Raw genomic sequence first — 20,642 nt, forward strand, 5'->3', positions numbered from 1 at the left:
ACCTTTTATATGATGAAAGGTGGGGTATTTTCTAGTTAAAAACGTGATAAAGGAGAGAAAAGATATGACAAGTGAAACCATCGAATTAATTCAAGGAAAAAATGGGATAGAATTACCATTTGAGTCTGGTAACTGGGTGTTACTAAAAGAAGAAGGCTATTCACCCATCCAAATGTTGGTGGCATCTGTCGCAGGGTGTGGTGCATATGTGTATCAATCGATTTTGAATAAATCAAACATATCGTACACCTTTAAGGCAGTATCAGTGAAGTATACAAGAAATCAAGAAAAACAAAGTAAACCTATTGAAAGTATTGATATGACATTTGAGGTGAAAGTAGCTGATGAAGACCAAGAAAGAGCTCGTCGTGCTTTAAAACTGATTAGTAAACATTGCCCAGTTATACAATCACTTGATCCGGCTATCTCAGTATCTGAGACAATCAAATTTATTTAACTATATTAACTAAGTTTATTATTCTCAACGAAATGAGTGGAAGATATCATCATGACGTTGGGATGTTTTTTATTTATTTCAACTAAATGTCTTATAAAAATGTCTTATGAATAAGTAAAGACATAAAATTTGTCTTTTTAATTGCTAAAATTGAAATAGATAAGTTATACTTGAACAGGAACATGAATCATTAGTAGGCACTTTAAAGGTCAAAGCATGAAAAAATGACTTTTTTAGAATTAACTAGTGATAGAAAGTAGTGAATGTGCTATAATCTTTCTTAGATGTAAATTTTCTAATATATTGATCAATTGTATGAAAAAGAGGTTTTAAGTGTGTTTAATATAGACATTTAGTCCTCGTATTTCTGGTGAGTCGAAAGGGTAGTGGTCACAAACATATATGGAGGAAATTTCATGAATACTAAAACCTGGTTATGGGTATTACTTTTTGTAATTATCCTAGCAGTAGCTGCCTACCTAGTTGCGTTCTTTATGAAGCGCAGAAATCAAGATAAATTGGAGGAATTAGAAAAACGTAAAATTGCGTTATTCGACCTGCCAGTGATTGAAGAAGTGGACGAAGTAAAGAAAATGCACTTAGTAGGACAAAGCCAAAACACATTTAGGGAATGGAACCAAAAATGGATTGATATATCTACCATATCTTTTGCTGAGCTAGAAAGCCTAATTTTTGAAATTGAAAACTTAAATGAGACCTATCGATTAATGAAGGTTAAAGAAGCCATTGTAGAAGCTAATGACATGTTGACTGGCATGGAAAAAGAAGTTGAAGAAATCCGTCAGGGCTTGAAAGAATTACGTGGAAGTGAAGAACGTAACTCCGAAGCTGTTCAAAAAGCTTTAGATGCATATGAGTCAATTAGTAATACAGTGTCTGAAAATCCTGAAAAATATGGTGTCTCTTATAGTGAACTTGAAAAACAAATTCAAAATGTTGAACGCGATTTTACTCAATTTGTTGCATTAAATACAGCTGGTGATCCAATGGAAGCACGTACTGTATTAGAAAACGCTGAAAAGAGAACATACGAAATCCAAAAAATTGTCGAGCAAATTCCACCTTTAGTCGAAACACTAACAAATGTGTTTCCAAAGCAACTAAAGGAAATAAAAGAAGGCTACGAAACATTGAAGAAAGATCACTATGTATTTGAAAATGACGTAGTGGCTGTTAATGTTGAAAAACTAGAAACAAAAGTTGACTCAACATTATCTAATTTAGAAAAATTAGAAATTGAAAATGTTTCAAAATTAAATACTGAAATTGCTAAAGAAATTGATCATTTGTATGACATCATGGAAAAAGAAATTTCTTCAAGAGTTTATGTTAATGACAATAAAGCAAAATTAACAAGCCTATTGGAACATGCCGATAAAAACAATCATTTATTAATGATTGAACTAGATCATGTCTCTCAAAGTTATATTTTAAATAACAATGAATTGGGAAGCGTCAGAGGTTTCCAAGCTCAGATGGAAGAAATACAAAAAGAATTTGACGAAACTGAAGAACAAATGAAAAATAAAGAAGCGATTTTCTCACAAGTTGCTTCTTTTTACCGCGAGAGTCTAGCCCAATTGAAAGACATTGAAAACGGGCAAGTTGAGATAAGTCGTTCTATTAAGGATTTTGCTCCTAGAGAACGTGAAACTATCCAAAAAATTGATGACTATGAATTAGAATTGCGTATGTTAAAACGTTATGTTGAAAAACAACGCTTACCTGGAATACCAAGCAGTTACTTGGAATTTTTCTTTGTAACTGGAGAACGAATTGAAGAACTAAGCCAAGAGCTTAATAAAATTAGAATAGATATGAATCATATCGATCGCTTAGTTGGTGTATGTGATGAGGACATGCGCACGCTTCGTGAAAAAACGAATGAGTTGATTGATAGTGCCGCTTTAACAGAGCAAATGATTCAGTACGCTAACCGTTTCCGTTTCTCTCATCCAGATATAAAACACGCAATTGATCGCAGTTTGAGTTTATTCTCAAGAGAGCATCAATACAAAGATGCTTTAGATGTTATTTCTGAAGCGATTGAACGAATCGAACCAGGAGCAACAGAACGTATTAGAAAATATTATTTTGATAATAAAGAGACAACAGTCTAAGAAAAAAGTCCAAGAAAGCCAAACGTGTTTTCTTGGTTTTTTATTTTGTCATCAGAGAAAGTTGATGATTTAATAGTAGCGCGTTATAATGGGTAAGGAATTTTTAAGAAAGAGTGACGATATGATATATTTTGATAATAGTGCCACAACCATGATTCATCCGCAAGTGTTAGATACCTATAATAAAGTCAGTCAACGTTTTATGGGAAATCCTTCAAGCTTACACCGTTTAGGTCAACAATCATCTGTGTTATTAGAAAAATCACGTGTTCAAATAGCAGATATATTAGGGGTAGAGTCTTCTGAAATCTTTTTTACCAGTGGTGGGACAGAAGGAAATAATTGGGTTATAAAGGGGACAGCGATAGAAAAACGCTCTTTTGGTAATCATATTATCGTGTCGAGTGTGGAGCATCCATCTGTTTCTAATACAGCGAAACAATTAGAAGAACTTGGGTTTAAAGTCTCTTTTTGTCCCGTTGATAGAAATGGCATGATTGATTGTCATGACTTAGAACAATTAATTACTGAAGAGACAATTTTAGTATCAACTGTTGCAGTAAATAGTGAAGTAGGAATGGTTCAACGGATTAAAGAGATTAGTACATTATTGGAAAACTATCCATCGATTCATTATCATGTTGATGCAGTCCAAGCCATCACTAAGTTGTCTGTTGATAAATTTTTAACCCCTCGTGTAGATTTCATGACGTGTTCTGCTCACAAATTTCAAGGGCCAAGAGGAATTGGATTTGTTTATTGGCGAAGTGGAGCAAAATTATCTCCTTTATTGACTGGTGGGGGACAAGAACATAATAAGCGCAGTGGGACAGAAAATACACCAGCGATTGTTGCGATGGCAAAAGCAATGCGTATTGCAACAGATGATCAAGAGATGAAAGAACAAAAAATGCGCCATCTAAAGAATGCCTTAGCAGCAGGATTACAACAGTACGAACATGTGACAATTTTTTCTTCATTAGATGATGACTCATCAGCCCCTCATATTTTAACATTCGGGTTAAAAAAAGTCCGCGGCGAAGTATTAGTTCACGCATTTGAAGACAAAGATATTTATATTTCGACAACGAGTGCCTGTTCAAGTCGTCAAAAAACAGATAGTAGTACACTTCATGCAATGGGAGTGACTCATCGTTTTGCTGAAACAGCCGTTCGTATCAGTTTAAATCATCAGAATACCATAGCAGAAGTAGAGCAATTTTTAGTTATTTTTAATCAATTGTATAACAAATTTTCGAAAATTTATTCGTAAGAGGAGCCCCAAAATGAAAGCAACAGAAATTATGATTCGCTATGGCGAGTTATCAACAAAAGGAAAAAACAGACGCATTTTTATTAACCGATTAGCTTATAATGTGAAACAAAGTTTGCATGCTTACCCAAATGTAAAAGTAAGAGCAGACAGAGACAGGATGCATTTGATTTTAAATGGTGAAGATGATCGATTGGTTATGGAACAATTAAAACCTATTTTTGGTATTCAAAGTTTTTCACCAGTCGTTCGGATAGAAAAAGACACTAAGTTAATTTGTCAAACAGCAGTCGAAATGGTAAAGGATATTTGGAAACCAGGCAAAACCTTTAAAGTACAAAGCAGACGCTCAGATAAAGAATTTATTTGGGATAGTAAAGATATTAATAAAGAAGTAGGAGCTGCTATTTTTCATGGCATAGAAGGCATTGAAGTGAAAATGATTCAGCCAGATATTCGTATGGAAGTAGAAGTTCGTAATGAAGCGGCTTATTTATCTTGTGAAACGATTTATGGCGCTGCTGGGTTACCAGTTGGCTCAAGTGGTAAAGGCATGTTGATGCTATCAGGGGGGATTGACTCACCCGTTGCTGGATATTTGGCAATGAAACGTGGGGTAGAAATAGAGGCAGTCCATTTTTATAGTCCTCCATATACAAGTGAGCAATCATTAAATAAAGCCAAAGATTTAGCCGTTAAATTAACGCCATATGTCGGTCAAATACAATTTATTACAGTCCCATTTACGGAAATTCAAGAAGAAATTAAACGAGGGATTCCACAAGGGTATTGGATGACAGTGACAAGACGTTTTATGTTACGCTTGACGGATAAAATCAGAGAAAGACGTCAAGGGTTGGCGATTGTCAATGGAGAATCACTGGGTCAAGTCGCCTCACAAACGATGCATAGTATGTTAGCGATAAACGATGTGACCACAACCCCAATCATTCGTCCGGTTATTACGATGGATAAATCAGAAATCATTGAAATAGCAGAAAAAATTGATACATTTACTCTAGCGACACAACCATTTGAAGACTGTTGCACAATTTTTGCTCCACCAGAACCAAAAACAAAACCAAAGGTAGACAAAGTTCGAAAATATGAAGAACGATTGGATATTGACGGATTAGTTGAAAGAGCCTTAGAGGGAATTGTCAGTGAAGAAATTAAATCAAGCGACACCTTCTTACAAACTAGTACACAAGAGATGGATGATTTATTTTAAAAAACAAAAAAGAAGTGGATAAGTCCACTTCTTTTTTGTTATGCCCATTCGCCGTTTCTAAAAATAGGAACACGTGAGCCATCTTTTTTGATACCATCAATATTCATTTTATTTGAACCAACCATAAAGTCAACATGAGTTTGGCTACGATTTAATCCTGCTTCTTCCAATTCATCTTCAGTCATTTCAGTACCACCTTCAATATTGAAAGCATAAGCACTGCCTAAAGCCAAATGGTTTGAAGCATTCTCGTCAAATAATGTGTTAAAGAATGTAATACCTGATTGAGAAATTGGAGAGCTATCAGGTACAAGAGCGACTTCACCTAAGCTTTTAGCCCCTTCATCTGTTTCTAGTAATTTTTTCAAAACATCTTCGCCTTTTTCAGCTGTCACATCAACAACTTTTCCATTTTTAAAAGTAAAGACCATATTTTCAATTGTATTTCCCGCATAACTTAATGGTTTGGTGCTTGAAACAACGCCATCAATTCGACGACGATCAGGTGCAGTAAATACTTCTTCAGTAGGCATATTCGCCATGAAACGTTCGCCACGTGCATTTTTACTACCGGCACCTTCCCAATGATGATGTTCAGGAAGACCAATCACTAAGTCAGTTCCTGGAGCAGTGTAATGTAGGGCATCAAATTGTTGAGCATTTAATTCAGCTGCTTTTGTTTCCAACGTTTTATCATGTTTATGCCAAGCGTCAATTGGATCGGCTTCATACATGCGACATGCTTTGAAAATAGCGTCCCATAAAGCATCAACTTGTTCTTCGTTAGAAGACAACTCTGGGAACACTTTTTTAGCCCAGTCACTACCAGCGGCTGCAACAACGGTCCAACTTAATTTATTTGCTTGAGTCGCTTGTCTGAGCGGCATCATTGCCTTTCCGTTAACGGATTGGAAAGTAGCTAAACGTTCTCCATCTACACCAGAGAACGCGTCAGGATTTTGAGAAACCACACTAATGCGACTTGCCCCTTTTTCTACCCAGTCATTGGCTTCTTTTATCTTATAATCAGGGACAGTTGAAATAACGTCATCATCAGCGTGTAAGAAAAATTCTCTGTTGATTGTGTCATCTGACCATTGCACAACAACTTGTTTAGCCCCTAATTTATAGGCTTCTTTTACAATATAACGAGCTAGTGGTGCTTGCTCTACTTGTATATTTAATACCACTGTGTGTGAATCAGAAACATTTACTCCCACTTTAGTGATTAATTCGGCATATTTTTGTAATAAATGATCAAAATTAGTTAAAACCATACTATCATCCTCCAAGTAAATTATTAGTATTATCTTAGCATAGGATGAGTGTTGTAACAAATTTAAAATCAATTCTTGTTTAAAAATAAAAACATAGTCAAAAATTAATTGTTAAAAGATGCTTTTTTGTATCAAAAAAGCCATGTTTTTTTATAGATTAACTTGTTGGATAATAAATTCATGTTATAATAAAATTAAATTAAATAACTTTAGTTTGACACGTATTGTTCGTATTATAAACATATTAAGAACAAAGGAGAGATTTTTGTGGCAAGGAAGAAAACAATTACACGAGAACATATTTTATCAGCTGTATATGAAGTGATTTCAACTGAAGGTTTCAGTGGATTTACAGCAAGAAATATAGCAAATAAAATGAAGACATCCACACAACCTATCTATTTAGAATTTAAAAACATGGATGAGTTACGAACTGTTTTTATTGATAGAGTAACATCAGACATTAGATCAGAAGTATACGATCGCCGATTTACAGGTGATTGCATTGTTGATTTATCGATCAATTATGTTAAATTTGCTTCAGATCATAGCGTCCTTTTTAAGTCATTATTTGTGGATGAACATGAGTGTGGTAACCAATTAAACGAGTTTACCCATGATTTATTTAATGAAAAAGTAGCGAGTGATGAAAAATATAGTAAATTAAGCCATACAGTAAAAGAAGCTATTTTTATAAATTGCTGGGTTATGAGTGTTGGGTTAGCTTCTCTTGCAGCGTCGAAACGAGCTAAACCAAAAAACGAAGAAATTGAAAAGATAATAAAAAACCTGATTGATTTATCGATGAAACACCCAGATGTATCCTTAACAAGATAAAAAAACAGGAAAATTAATTTTCCTGTTTTACTTAATTATTTAATTGTTGCACTAAAGAATCAGCAAAGGCTTCAAGTGCAACAATATCATCTTCTTCGGCAGCTAAGTCAACTTTAACTGACTCAGCGCCTTTTTTTGCGCCTGTTGATTGGAAGGCTTTATCAAATTGGTCTACAACTTGACAAAAACACGGATAAAAAGTATCACCCGAGCCAACGACTCCATATAATTTACCTGTTAAATCTAATTCTAAAAGGTCGTCATAAAAATCAGCAATTTCATCTGGAACAAGTAAGTCATCATAAGTATAACTCCCAACAATGCAAATATCAGCATCAAGAAAGTCATCCGCATCGACTTGTGTACATTCATTAATTTCAACATCAATGCCTTTATCCTCTAATCGCTCAGCAACAATATCAGCAATTTCTTCGGTATTTCCGGTAAGACTAGCATAAACAATTTTAGCAACAGCCATGATTTTCCTCTTTCCTATGATTCATCATCTAAGAAAATTATAACAAATAAATGATAGTTTTCAATAGATTTATCTGTTGCGAGTTTTGTCGAACGGGTGTGTTTATGCTAGAATAAGAAAGCAAAGAATGAAAGGGAGCGAAAATAAATATGATTACATTAAAATCAGCAAGAGAGATAGATGAAATGGAAAAGTCTGGTCAGTTATTAGCTAGTGTCCATGAAGCACTAAGAGATTTCATTAAACCAGGTGTAACAAGCTGGGACATTGAAGTATTTGTCAGAAATATGATTGAAGAAAATGGTGGAATTGCAGCTCAAATCGGATACGAAGGCTATGAGTATGCAACTTGTTGCAGTATCAATGATGAAATTTGTCATGGATTCCCTAGAAAAACCCCATTAAAAGACGGTGATTTAATTAAAGTAGACATGTGTATTGATTTAAAAGGAGCGATGTCTGACTCTTGTTGGGCATATGTTGTCGGTAAATCAACACCTGAAATTGATAACTTAATGGAAGTTACTAAAAAAGCTTTGTATTTAGGGATTGAACAAGCAAAAGTCGGCAATCGTATAGGAGATATTGGTCACGCCATTCAAACGTATGTTGAAGGTGAAAACCTGTCTGTAGTACGAGATTTCATAGGACATGGTATAGGACCAACAATACATGAAGCGCCATCTGTCCCTCATTATGGTCAAGCAGGAAAAGGGTTACGTTTAAAAGAAGGTATGGTTATTACAATAGAGCCAATGGTTAATACGGGAACTTGGCAAATGAAGATGGATAATAATGGATGGACTGCAAGAACGAAAGACGGTGGACTTAGCTGTCAATACGAGCACACAATTGCTATTACAGCAGACGGTCCAAAAATTTTAACACTACAAGACGAATAGGAGCGTTGCACGGAATGGGAAAAATAAAAGAAAAGAAAGATTGGCGATCGTTTGTTAAGGATTTTATGGCGACGTTAAAACAAGCCGATGTTACAATCTATTCCATTGTTGTAACATATTACATGTTATTATCATTTTTCCCACTCTTCATTGTGATTGGTAATATATTGCCCTATTTAAAAATCGATGAGGCCACAATTTATCCTTATATTAGAGAGTTGTTACCACCAGATATCTATCGTCTTTTAAAAGATACGATAGAAGATTTGTTGACTAAGAGTAATGGTGGTTTACTTTCTATTTCTGCGGTAGGAACATTTTGGGCGATTAGTAAAGGTATTAATGGGATTCGTATTAGTTTAGATAAAGCATATGGTGTATCTAAGCAAAAAACGCAAATTATTAGGCGGTTATTATCATTTTTTATGGTATTTTTATTGATGTTAGCTCTATTAGTTTTAATGTTTATAATGGGGTTTGGGCAGGTAATATTGGAGCACCTTCTTCCGATATTAGGGTTACCAGATAACATATTATCAACATTTCAAACACTGAGATGGCCAGTGACCATCTCTGTCTTATTTGTTGTTATGACGTGTCTTTATTATTTTTTACCGAGTGCGAAAATACATTTTAAGACCATTTTATTTGGTGCAGTATTTACAACTATTACTTGGATGATAGTGACCCAAGCTTTTAGTTTATATGTGATACATTTCTCAGGTAAAATATCCAGCTATGGTATTATTGGAGGATTTATCCTTTTTATGTTTTGGCTAAATATTGCTGCTTCGATTATTATTATTGGTGGTGTGATCAATGTTACCGTCGAAAGATTTCTCTATGGACCAATTAACGTAAAAGAAAGTGTTGTTGGAAATTACGTAGAAAGTACGATGCAACGAGTAAAAGAAAAAAGAGAAGAAAAAAAGAAAGAAAACTCAGTTAGTTAATTGAGTTACTCTTTCTTTTTTTTTCGGTCTAACAACTTTTTTTGACGATAAGCTTTGTTTCCAATAAACTTGAGTACATGTAATAAGGGTTGCCTGTTCTCTCCGCTTAGTTCAATTAATTCAATAAATAATTGTAAACCAAGAAGAGACGCAATCGTCAAGAAAATAGTTCCCCATGTATTGGTAAACAAGTATAGAAATGAAATAAGTGAAAAAATAAGAGACATGCAATAAATCATCACAACAGCTCCCCTGTGTGTAAATCCCAATGAGATGAGTCGGTGATGCAAATGCATCTTATCAGCTGATGAAATAGGTTTTTTATTCAATAATCGTCTAATCATGGCAAATACAGTATCTGTCAAGGGAACGCCTAATATAATTAGTGGCGTAATCAATGAAATGAATGTTGCATTTTTAAGCCCTTGTAGTGATAATAAAGAAATTAAAAAACCTAAAAATAAAGCTCCGGTATCTCCAAGATATAACGTTGCCGGATAAAAATTGAAAGGGAAAAATCCTAGCGTGCTCATTAGCAAAATAAAAATGCTAAGTGGGACAACAATGTGTACAGCTCCAGTTGATGCTCCAATATAACCAATAATTCCAATGGTAGTTAAAGCGATGATGGAAACCCCTGATGCTAAACCATCTAACCCATCAATTAAATTAATTGCATTGGTTAATCCTGCAATCCACAAAATGGTAATTGGGTAACTCAGCCAACCAAAATGTATGGTTCCAATATATGGCAAGGTGATAGAGTGCATAATAATGTCAAAGACAAAACAAACATATAATGCCGCTAAAAGAATCCCAATCATTTTTTGTTTAGGTGATATCTCGAAAATATCATCAATTAAGCCAGTGACCACAATAATTCCAGAAGGAATAATTAGATGTAGAGCATAGCTTGTTGGAATAATATCATTAAACAAAAATAAAATGGATAAAGAAAAAGAGATAAAAATAGCTAACCCACCTGCAGTTGGCATAGGTTCTGTATTGATTCGTCTTTTATTAGGTTGGTCAACAGCACCAATAATAAAGGCTAAATTTCGAATTAAAGGCGTTATAAGGAAAGCAAAGAGCATCGTTAAAAATAAACGAAATGATATCTCTAATATAAAGTTCATTCTCTTACCTACTTTCAGAATTCAAACTATATTATAACACGTTCTTTATTTAATAAACAATTTAATTCTAACTATGAAGATTTGTTTAAAAAAGTCTAAATATCCTGATTAGTTTTCCTAAAAAATAAAGATTATGCTATACTGTTTAAGATTGAAATTATTTTTTATTCAAATATGATTAGGAGAAGGATAGAGTGAAAAAAAAGAAAGAAAAAAAAACTCCAAAAAATAAAGAAATACGAGAAGAAAATTATATTTCATTAAATCAACGACGAAATAGAAAAAGAGACACAAAACTTAAACGTAATATGTTAAAAATCAGTAAAGTTTTAGGTATTATTTTATTACTTTGTTTACTAGGAGTTGTTGTTTACGGAGCAAAAATGTTTATAGATGGCAATAAGTTCCTAAATGATGCTTATAAGCCTAGAGACACCATGCAAGTTGCTAATGATAAAATTGACGTTCAAAAGGACCCTATTTCGATACTATTACTTGGTTTAGATGATGATGCTGAGGATACGAGGGGAACTGGTGGAGCTAGAACAGATTCAATGATTTTACTCACCATCAATCCTTCTAAAGAATTAGTCAGTATGGTGAGTATACCGAGAGATACTTACACGCACATTCAGACGAAAAATTTTGACGGGAATGATAAAATAAATGCTGCTTATGCACATGGTGGGATTGAAGGATCGATAGATGCAGTAGAAAATTTATTGAACATTCCAATTAATTATTATGCAACAGCTGATTTTAAAGCATTCGAAGATGTCGTGAATGCAGTCGGCGGGGTAGAAATAAATGTTCCGTTTACTTTAACAGAACAAAATGCACAAGGTAAAAAAGTCGTTGAGTTAAAAGAAGGAAAGCATAACTTAAATGGCGAAGAAGCCTTAGCTTTTGCTAGAACACGTTATGTGGATAATGACGTTGAGCGTGGGAAAAGGCAACAAGAAGTTTTAGAGGCTATTGCACAAAAAGCGATGGCAGTAGGATCGATTGCAAAATATAAAAGTATTTTAAATGCATTGGATGGACATATTACAACAGATATGCCACCTAATCGTATTTTGTCAGTGGCACAATCTGGTTTAACAAAAGATTACAAATTCGATTCATATGTTTTTTCTTGGATGAGTTACATGTATGGTGATCAAAGTATGGTCGGTTTACATAAAGATAGCGTTGATTATATCTCGCATAAATTACGTCTATCACTTAATTTAGAACCGACAGATAATCGAGATGAAGAAGGCTATAAATTTACAACAGATAGCGTTGTTGACCCAAGAACTTATCCACAAGATGGGTATGCAATAGATGATGATTAGGAGTTTAGGGGGCGTTTCCCTTAGACTCTTTTTTAAATTAATGAAGAATGGGTTAAGTTTAGAATGAAATTTTGATAAAATACTAATAATAGTGTAAAATGGTGTAGTTTTAATGAACAGAAAAAGAATAGGATGGGTCAACGTGAATCAAAAAGAAAATCCAAAAGTAGAATTAACGATGATTACCAAAGAATATGATTTGTATAAAAAAAAATCAGATAAAATCAAAGCATTATTTAAATTTTCAGAGAAACGTGTGCCGCATTTCTGGGGACTAAGGGGAATAGATTTGAAAGTCTATCCAGGTGAAGCAGTGGGATTAATCGGAATTAATGGATCTGGAAAATCTACGTTATCAAATATATTAGCAGGAATCATCCCTCAGACAACTGGGCAAATGACAATCAAAGGCGAAACATCCATTATTGCCATTGGTGCTGGGTTGAAACCACAATTAACAGGTCTTGAAAATATTCGTTTAAAGTGTTTGATGCAAGGGTTAACGAATGAAGAAGTTGATGCTATTTTACCGGATATTACAGAATTTGCTGACATAGGGGATTTTGTGAATCAGCCGGTAAAAAATTATTCTAGTGGGATGCGTTCAAGATTAGGTTTTGCGATTGCTGTTCATAATAACCCAGATGTATTAATTATTGATGAAGCCTTATCAGTTGGAGATGATACATTTTATCAAAAATGTGTGGATCGTATTTTACAATTTAAAGCAGAAGGAAAAACAATCTTCTTTGTGTCACACTCTTTAAACCAAGTAAAGAAACTGTGTGATAAAGTCGCTTGGATTCATTATGGTGAATTACGTGAATACGGGGATACAGCAGAAGTTGTTGCCAATTATAATAAATTTATAAAGTGGTTTAGAACATTATCAGAACAAGAAAAAAAAGAGTATCAAGACGATTATAAAGAAAAGCAAAAAAACTTTAGTGTGGATGATCTAAAAAAAATAGCATCTGAACGAGGGCATGGTAAATCCGCTTTAAGAGGTCCTGCTATTGGAACAATGTCACTGTTAACAAAAGTCGTTTTGTTATTTATGATTGTAGGAATTGTAGTATTTGGTACAATTAATATTAGAGGACGCTCTTTTAAATCATATTTTGCAGAAAAACAAACACCTCAAGTCGAGAAACAATTAGCACGAGATATCTCAGCGGAACAACTTTATGAAACGTTTATTGATTAGTTCGATTAAAGAAATATACAGTTGGTTGATACGCCTGTTGTCTAATAGTAATCGACAAAATGAGGTAGTAGAACAAGTGTGCTATTTAATGAGCTTCCCTAATAATGATCAAGGCTTAATTGAAGCAATCCAACGACATTACCCAATCGTTGTGTTGTATAGTAAAAGTTGTAAAGATGAAGCGAAACTATTAGAGAAAAAGGGTGTATCCATTTATTGTTTAGACACGATTAATGGGTTAATTAATGGTATGAAGCAATTATCCATAAGTAAGATCATTGTAGCAGATAATTATTTTGCTTGTTTAGGGGACATCACGTTTAAAGAAACGCAAACCGTGTACCAATTATGGCATGCTACTGGGGCAATCAAACAATTTGGGTTAGAAGATAAAGCAGCGATGAAACGCTCAAAAAAAGATAAAGAGCGATTTAAACGTGTTTATAATGCGTTTGATTATGTTTTTGTAGCATCCAAAAAAATGGGTGAGGTTTTTAAACGAAGTTACGGTTTTTCTGATGAACAAATTCTTTTGACTGGCTTTTCTCGGACAGATCATTTAGTGAATGGGACAAAGACAAATAACCAGAAAGATAAGCGCCATATTTTATATTTACCAACTTATCGTGACAGGATTCCATTGGAAAAGTGGTTGCTAGATATAGAAGGTGTGTCCAAGCAATTAAATGAACATGATCTCTTGCAAGTTAAATTACATCCACATGTTAAATTAACACAAGAGATGACAATGGAGAATGTTGAGTGGATTTCATCAAGTCAATCTGCAGATGACTATATTAAACAATCAGATGTCCTGATAACAGATTATTCTTCAGTGGCATTTGACTTTACTGTGGCTAATCCAGATAAACAATTAATTATGTATTGGCCTGATGAAGTGATTTATGAAGAAATAACAGGCATACAAAAAGGGATAAAGCAAGACTTTCCACAAAAAGTTGTTTATACACCAACAGAATTATTAGAGCAGTTAAATAGTAATCAACCAATAGATAACCAAAGATTTAATCAATTATGGAATACTTATAATGATGGTAAGGCAACCAGTCGGGTAGTAGGAGAGATCAAAAAGGTAATGGATGGAGAAAAATGACAAAAAAGGTAGAGTATATTTTAGATACACCAGTTGATCAGTTAAAAATGTCAGATATTGAACGTGATATGTCTTGGTATTTTGACCATCATCAAAAAATGGTGTTAGCCAGTATTAACCCTCAAATTATTTTAATGTCTGAAAAAAATAGATGCGTGAAATCATTTATTGAGCATGCGACCCATCGCTTTGCTGATGGTATTGGTGTAGTTAAGATGTCAAAATGGACAAAAGGAAGCATTAAAGAGCGGGTTGCTGGGATTGATGTGATGGCAAGTGTGTTAGAATTTTGTGCAGCAAATAAAAAATCAATCTTTTTATATGGTGCTAAACCATCTGTTGTGGCACAAGCTGCTAGAAATATTCAACTAGACTATCCTGGAGTTATCGTGGCTGGGTGGTTGGATGGTTATCAGAAAAAAAGTAGTGGTGAAGTAATTGATATGATAAATAAAACACATTCAGATGTGTTATTTGTTGCCCTTGGCTCACCTAAACAAGAAGAGTGGTTACAACGCTATATGCCACAATTAAATGCGACTGTTTTCCAGACTGTTGGAGGAAGTTTTGATGTTTATAGTGGAACGGTAAAGCGAGCGCCTGAAGTATTTATTAAAACAAATTTAGAGTGGTTGTATCGCTCAGTAAGTAACCCGAAGCGCTTAAATCGTATTTTTCAAGTACCTTTGTTTGTCACGAAAGGATTAGTGTGGCATTTAAAACAAAGTAAACAGTAAGGAGAGCAAAAACGTGAATGACGTAAAGACCGTAATTACAGAACAATTTAAAAATTTTGGGATTATTCGTCGTATTTCTAAATATGAAGAAAAAGCCACTTATCAAAGTCACTATCTTGGATTATTGTGGCAAGTATTAAATCCAGCCATTCAAATAGGGATTTATTATCTAGTTTTTGGGCTTGGAATGAAGCGAAAGGATATTGATGGCATACCATATATTATTTGGATGCTTGTAGGGATTATCGCTTGGTTCTTTATCAATAGCTCAATATTAGGAGAATCCAATAGCATCTATAAGCAAATAGGAATGGTCTCAAAGATGAAATTTCCAGTCAGTATTTTACCAACTGTTAATATGGCAAGTAACTTTAAAAGCTATCGTTGGATGATGTTAATTTTGCTTACTTCGATGTTTGCTGCTGGGATTTATCCTAATATTTATTGGATTCAGTATTTTTATTATCTATTTTGTATGTTGGCGTTTTTATTTGCGTTTGGTATTTTGAATTCGACCATTTCAGTCTTGATAAGAGATTATCATATTATGCTTCAATCTATTCTGCGTTTGTTGTTCTATTTATCTGGCCCAATTTGGGAATTTCAGCGTATTTTTGCCGGAACAAAACATGCATGGGTGACGAGGTTGTTAGAATTAAATCCTATTTATTATATTATTGATGGATTTAGAGACTCGCTATTATATGGTCGTTGGTTCTGGGAAAAAGGTGTCCAAACAATCTTTTTCTGGTTGGTTGTTGGGGTATTGCTTATTTTAGGGTCGCATATTCATATGAAATTTAGAGCACGATTTATGGACTTTATGTAAAAGGAGATTACCATGAAAAAAATAATAGAAACAGTGATTTCAATATGGTTTAAACTATTGGGCAAATTACCGAAAAAAAATCTGGTCTACTTTGAAAGTTTTCATGGTAAGCAGTTTAGTGATAATCCTAAAGCCGTTTATGATTATTTAAAAAAAGAAGACGCAACACTTGAACTAGTGTGGGGAGTAACGCGTGGATATGAGGAAACCTTTATCAAACAAAAGGTTCCTTACATCTCACGTTTTTCTTTGCACTGGTTTTTTGTTATGCCACGAGCAAAATTTTGGGTAATCAATACAAGAACACCATTATGGTTAAGTAAGGGTAAGCAGACAACCTATATCCAAACATGGCATGGCACACCATTGAAACGTATTGGAGTAGACATAGAGGAAGTTAATATCCCTGGTTACACAAAAGAGAGTTATGATCAAGAATTTTTACAAGAGAGCAAACGCTGGAACTATCTAACCTCTTCAAGTGATTACACAACAGCACACTTTAAACAGGCTTTTGGCTTTACAGGTGAGATGATTACAAAAGGATTTCCAAGAAATGATCAGTTGGTTAACAGAAAGTCTCACGAATCAAAAATAATGGAAATGAAACGTCAATTAGGTATTGATAACGATAAAAAAATCATTTTATATGCACCCACTTGGCGTGAAACTGATCATAAGACAGCCAATGGGTACGAGTTTAGCATCGAGTTTCCGTATGACAACTTTATAGAGACATGTGGTGAAGATATGATATTGCTTGTTAGAATGCATTATTTAGTTGCTCAAACGCTAGATACCTCGAAATGGCCAAAAGATAAATTGATAGATGTTTCTGTAGGGTATGATATGAGTGATTTATTGTTGGTGAGTGATGTATTGATTACAGATTATTCATCTTGTATGTTTGATTTTAGTCTAACAAATCGTCCCATGCTATTTTTCATGCCTGATTCAACACAATACGAACAAGATATCCGAGGATTTTATCAACCGATTCAGTCTTTGCTACCAGGTCCAATCATAAAGGAACCAGATAAATTAATCGAACAGTTAAAAAATTTAGGTACAATAGATTATAATAAGCAGTATGAAACCTTTAAGCAAATGTTCTGTAACAAAGAAACTGGAACATCAGCTCAATCTATTATGAAGATAATAAAAAAAGAAATGAGTGAATAACTATGGCTGTACTATCTAAAATGAAAAGGATTGCTCAACCGTTAGTCAAAAGAAAACTATCTCCTATCGGAAAACGAGTGGAAACATACACCCATTATTTTATTAATGAATCAGTCGATAAAAAGACGATTTTTTATGAAAGTCGTGATGGAAAATCTCTAACAGATTCTCCACTTGCTATATGTCTGTATATATTAAAAAAAGATGTGGAAAAACAATATACCCATATATGGAGTATTCAGTCATCTGAAGAGATGTCTTATTTTATGAATCGTTTTAAAGAATATGATAATGTGTTGTTTGTTGAAAGAAATTCTGATGAGTATTTAAAGTGGCTGACGAAAGCAGAGGTATTAATCAATAATGCCACCTTTCAGTCATTTGTGACGATTAAAGAAGAACAGACTTATATCAACACATGGCATGGAACACCATTAAAAACAATGGGGTTTGATATACCGGGAAACCCCAGTGGTGCTAGAAATGTGGTTCGCAATTTTTTCATGGCCGATGTTTTGCTTAGCCCAAATGCTCATACAACTAATATGTTTTTAGATAGTTTTAGATTAAGAAATAACTATCAAGGCGTGATCTTAGAAGGTGGGTATCCAAGGATGGATGCAACCTTTAGTCATGACCATGATCATTTAATTCGGTCATTACATGAAAGAGGTGTGAACCTGGATTTAAGTAAAAAACTATTACTCTATACACCAACATGTAAAAGTGGGGAAGTGTCTTACACCGAACAAGAAATTCGTCAGATGATTAGTGAGACAACTATTTTGCGAGATCAATTTGGTGAAACCTATAACATTTTAATTAAAGTTCACCCATTTATTTATGATAAAGCCAAAAAGGAAAAAGCGTTAAGTGCCTATTTAATCCCTGATGGAATTGACACAAATGAATTACTATCACTAGTAGATGTGTTAGTAACAGATTATTCAAGTATCTTTTTTGATTTCTTGGTAACCGATAAGCCGATTATTTTTTATTGTTGGGATGATGACTTATACAGTCATGAACGCGGTAAATACTTTGATTATGATGAATTACCTGGTCCTGTTGCCTTTAACTTGGATGGGTTAATCAATATTATGAATCATTTAGAAAAAAGAATCGAAGACACTCGTTGGAACTATGAGCGATTTAAACGATTATATGTATCTTATGATGATGGAAATGCAACACAACGTTATGTTGATTATTTATTATTTAACCAACCACTATCAGAAAAAATCAAAGAAATTCGCCAGAATCCAGATAAGCAAAAATTGCTTATTTATCCTGGAGGCCTACGAAAAAATGGGATTACGACAAGTTTTTTAAACCTTTTATCAACCATTGATTATGAAAAATATGCTGTGACGTGTTTATTGGGTAATCCAACCATACAAGATCAAATAGAGTCTATTCAACGTATTCCAAAAGAGGTATCGTTACTATTTAATTTTGGTGAACCTAGTTATACGATGGGGGAAAGCTACCAAGATTTGTATTATCGCATGCGTGGTGTCAATCCAAAGAAAAAAGAAAAATTCCCATTACATATTTATCAACGGAATATCAAGAGATTACTAGGAAAAAATAAATTTGATGTAAGTATTGACTTTAGTGGCTATAGCTTGCATTGGACAAAAAATATCCTAGCAGTCGACTCAGCGATGAAAGTCTGTTACTTACATAGTGATATGTTGGCTGATATGAATCGCGAGGTAAATGGTAAAAAAATTCACTATATCAATGTTAAAGGGATTATTAGTGTGTATGATTTTTATGACAAGTTAGTATCCGTGTCTAGTGTCATTCGTGATGTTAATAAGCAAAACTTGTCCAGCTATGCTGATGAATCGAAATTTGTGTATGCAGAAAATCTATTAAATATTCCACATATTTTAGCAACCGAGCCAGAACAAGTGTCAACTCACTCAAAACCGACACAACGATTATTTAGAGAGGCATATTTAAACAATCCATCAGAACCATTGGTGATTTTTGATACCAGACCTGATAGTCAATATGCTAATAATACAACAAGGGTATTATCAAAAGCTGAATTAACAGTATTGGGTAGATTTGTGTATCAAGAAGAAAGTTATGTGAAAATTAGTCAAGGTGATCGTTACATAGGTTGGATTAAAGAAAGGCATGTGACGTTGTTAGCTGATAGTATCCAATCAGAACACATCCTTTATAAACTCTCTAAGTTACAAGGTGGGGAGCATCATAAGTTATATACGCATCCTTTAGGATTAAGTGACAGTAAGATAATTTGTTCATTAAATCATTTTGATCGTTTATATGTATTGGTAACAAAAAAAGTGATCACTCATACCGGAACCAGTTATGAATTATCCAACGGGAAAGAACCACTTGGATGGGTGAGTCCATCCGCCATTAGAGAGATGAGTTCAGTGGCGATGTTTCAACGTCAACTAACTAAAAAATGGTTAAATACCTTGTTTTCAACGGTTAATAGAAAGCGACTTGATGATTTGACTTCGTTATCAAGACAGTACCCGATTAACGAATTAGCTCAGTTAACCAACGTGACAAAAGCATATGAACAGCCCGATAGTGCCGCTCAAACCACTCAATTAGACATTGGCACATCAGTGATTTTACAATCAAAAAATAGTCAAACTGGTTGGGTGAAAGTTAAATTAGAAAATGGTCTGTCTTATTTTATAAAAGAAGCCGAGTTATCTGTTAGAGTGTCTCACGATCCGTTTATTTTGTTAAAAGAGCCACAATGTTTTCCAGCAATCGTTCAGACATCAGAAGTGGTTATTTATGCCTCACTTGATGACGTATTGACACATAAAGGCTTGCTCTCACGTGTGCCAAAAGAAGTACGTGTGATTCAACGAGCACAAACCAATCAATCCAACACGTTTTACCAAATTCAACTTAAAAATAAACAAGTTTGGATAAGGAAAGACCATGTAACTTACGATCTATCAAAAGGCGTGATGAATAATGAAGGGACTTTTTTTGAATACCCTAATACCGTCAACGAGCCAACCTTTGTGACGGTCGGACGACTATCACAAGAAAAAAATCAAGCTCTCCTCATTGAGTCATTTAAATTATATTATGAGACATATAAAAAAGGGCATCTTTATCTAATTGGAGATGGTCCTGAACGAGAAAATTTAATGAATCAAATTAAACAATATCATTTAGAAAAAGTTATAACCATGATGGGACAATTAAATCAACCTTATCTTTTTATGACCCATTGTGATGTATTTGTTTTAACGTCTTCTTATGAAGGGCAATCCATTGTATTACTTGAGGCACTGACATTAAAAATGAACGTGGTGTCAACTGACATACCGGCTTGTAGACAAGTATTAGGGAATGGTAAATATGGTATGTTAGCAAAACAGAATGATGCTGAAGGTGTATTTAACGCGATGGAAGCCACTCTTATGAAGAAGAAACGGTTTAAATCATTTAATCCGAGTCACTATAATAAAAAAGCAATGTTGGCTTTTTATGATATTATTAACAAAAAATCTGAATAAAATAACATGTTTTGGTAT

At 34.0% G+C, this 20,642-nt stretch carries 17 protein-coding genes; 14 read left to right on the plus strand and 3 right to left on the minus strand.

Features of this window, described 5'->3' with window-relative positions; all coding sequences use genetic code 11:
- Positions 1–64 precede the first annotated feature (64 nt).
- From MN581_RS04920 to thiI, 4 genes are all read left to right on the plus strand, one after another.
- A complete protein-coding gene (locus MN581_RS04920) occupies positions 65–457 on the plus strand; it encodes an OsmC family protein (protein WP_117972572.1) in 393 nt (130 codons plus the stop codon).
- Positions 458–873: 416 nt separating this feature from the next.
- The gene (locus MN581_RS04925) at positions 874–2,598 is read left to right on the plus strand and encodes a septation ring formation regulator EzrA (RefSeq protein WP_117972573.1); all 1,725 of its coding nucleotides are present in this window, start codon (positions 874–876) and stop codon (positions 2,596–2,598) included.
- A gap of 121 nt (positions 2,599–2,719) precedes the next feature.
- Positions 2,720–3,871, plus strand: a complete 1,152-nt coding sequence (locus tag MN581_RS04930) for a cysteine desulfurase family protein (RefSeq protein WP_117972574.1) — start codon at positions 2,720–2,722, stop codon at positions 3,869–3,871.
- Between the two features lie 13 nt (positions 3,872–3,884).
- Positions 3,885–5,102, plus strand: coding sequence for a tRNA uracil 4-sulfurtransferase ThiI (thiI, locus tag MN581_RS04935; protein ID WP_117972575.1), 1,218 nt, complete (start codon positions 3,885–3,887; stop codon positions 5,100–5,102).
- A 38-nt stretch (positions 5,103–5,140) separates the two neighbouring features.
- Here the strand turns inward: thiI and MN581_RS04940 are convergent, their stop codons facing one another.
- Positions 5,141–6,379, minus strand: coding sequence for an aminopeptidase (locus MN581_RS04940; RefSeq protein WP_117972576.1), 1,239 nt, complete (start codon positions 6,377–6,379; stop codon positions 5,141–5,143).
- 267 nt (positions 6,380–6,646) lie between these two features.
- Here MN581_RS04940 and MN581_RS04945 point away from each other — a divergent pair, with 267 nt between their 5' ends.
- A complete protein-coding gene (locus tag MN581_RS04945; RefSeq protein WP_241699293.1) occupies positions 6,647–7,216 on the plus strand; it encodes a TetR family transcriptional regulator in 570 nt (189 codons plus the stop codon).
- A 31-nt stretch (positions 7,217–7,247) separates the two neighbouring features.
- Here MN581_RS04945 and MN581_RS04950 read toward each other — a convergent pair whose 3' ends face one another.
- Entirely contained in the window at positions 7,248–7,694 is a 447-nt protein-coding gene (locus tag MN581_RS04950) for a flavodoxin (protein WP_241699294.1), read from the minus strand.
- A gap of 149 nt (positions 7,695–7,843) precedes the next feature.
- Here MN581_RS04950 and map point away from each other — a divergent pair, with 149 nt between their 5' ends.
- Positions 7,844–8,596: a type I methionyl aminopeptidase gene (map, locus tag MN581_RS04955; protein ID WP_117972579.1), complete on the plus strand. Its 753-nt coding sequence runs from the start codon at positions 7,844–7,846 to the stop codon at positions 8,594–8,596.
- 14 nt (positions 8,597–8,610) lie between these two features.
- The gene (locus MN581_RS04960) at positions 8,611–9,549 is read left to right on the plus strand and encodes a YihY/virulence factor BrkB family protein (RefSeq protein WP_117972580.1); all 939 of its coding nucleotides are present in this window, start codon (positions 8,611–8,613) and stop codon (positions 9,547–9,549) included.
- A gap of 5 nt (positions 9,550–9,554) precedes the next feature.
- Here the strand turns inward: MN581_RS04960 and MN581_RS04965 are convergent, their stop codons facing one another.
- Positions 9,555–10,685 carry an MraY family glycosyltransferase gene (locus MN581_RS04965; RefSeq protein WP_117972581.1) on the minus strand — a complete coding sequence of 377 codons (1,131 nt, stop codon included), beginning with the start codon at positions 10,683–10,685 and terminating at the stop codon, positions 9,555–9,557.
- A 194-nt stretch (positions 10,686–10,879) separates the two neighbouring features.
- Between MN581_RS04965 and MN581_RS04970 the strand changes: the two genes are divergently transcribed.
- From MN581_RS04970 to MN581_RS05000, 7 genes are all read left to right on the plus strand, one after another.
- The gene (locus MN581_RS04970) at positions 10,880–12,022 is read left to right on the plus strand and encodes an LCP family protein (protein ID WP_117972582.1); all 1,143 of its coding nucleotides are present in this window, start codon (positions 10,880–10,882) and stop codon (positions 12,020–12,022) included.
- Positions 12,023–12,134: 112 nt separating this feature from the next.
- On the plus strand, positions 12,135–13,229 hold the full coding sequence (locus tag MN581_RS04975) for an ABC transporter ATP-binding protein (RefSeq protein WP_117972583.1): 1,095 nt from the start codon (positions 12,135–12,137) through the stop codon (positions 13,227–13,229).
- Positions 13,210–14,343, plus strand: coding sequence for a CDP-glycerol glycerophosphotransferase family protein (locus MN581_RS04980; RefSeq protein ID WP_117972584.1), 1,134 nt, complete (start codon positions 13,210–13,212; stop codon positions 14,341–14,343). Before MN581_RS04975 ends, MN581_RS04980 begins: the two co-directional genes overlap by 20 nt.
- The gene (locus MN581_RS04985; RefSeq protein ID WP_117972585.1) at positions 14,340–15,080 is read left to right on the plus strand and encodes a WecB/TagA/CpsF family glycosyltransferase; all 741 of its coding nucleotides are present in this window, start codon (positions 14,340–14,342) and stop codon (positions 15,078–15,080) included. The genes MN581_RS04980 and MN581_RS04985 overlap by 4 nt, the downstream gene beginning before the upstream one ends.
- A gap of 13 nt (positions 15,081–15,093) precedes the next feature.
- On the plus strand, positions 15,094–15,909 hold the full coding sequence (locus MN581_RS04990; RefSeq protein ID WP_117972586.1) for an ABC transporter permease: 816 nt from the start codon (positions 15,094–15,096) through the stop codon (positions 15,907–15,909).
- 12 nt (positions 15,910–15,921) lie between these two features.
- Complete coding sequence (locus tag MN581_RS04995) at positions 15,922–17,091, plus strand: CDP-glycerol glycerophosphotransferase family protein (RefSeq protein WP_241699295.1); 1,170 nt, start codon at positions 15,922–15,924, stop codon at positions 17,089–17,091.
- A 2-nt stretch (positions 17,092–17,093) separates the two neighbouring features.
- Complete coding sequence (locus MN581_RS05000) at positions 17,094–20,624, plus strand: CDP-glycerol glycerophosphotransferase family protein (RefSeq protein ID WP_241699296.1); 3,531 nt, start codon at positions 17,094–17,096, stop codon at positions 20,622–20,624.
- Positions 20,625–20,642 lie beyond the last annotated feature (18 nt).

Source organism: Vagococcus sp. CY53-2 (assembly GCF_022604695.1).
Taxonomy (GTDB): Bacteria; Bacillota; Bacilli; order Lactobacillales; family Vagococcaceae; genus Vagococcus.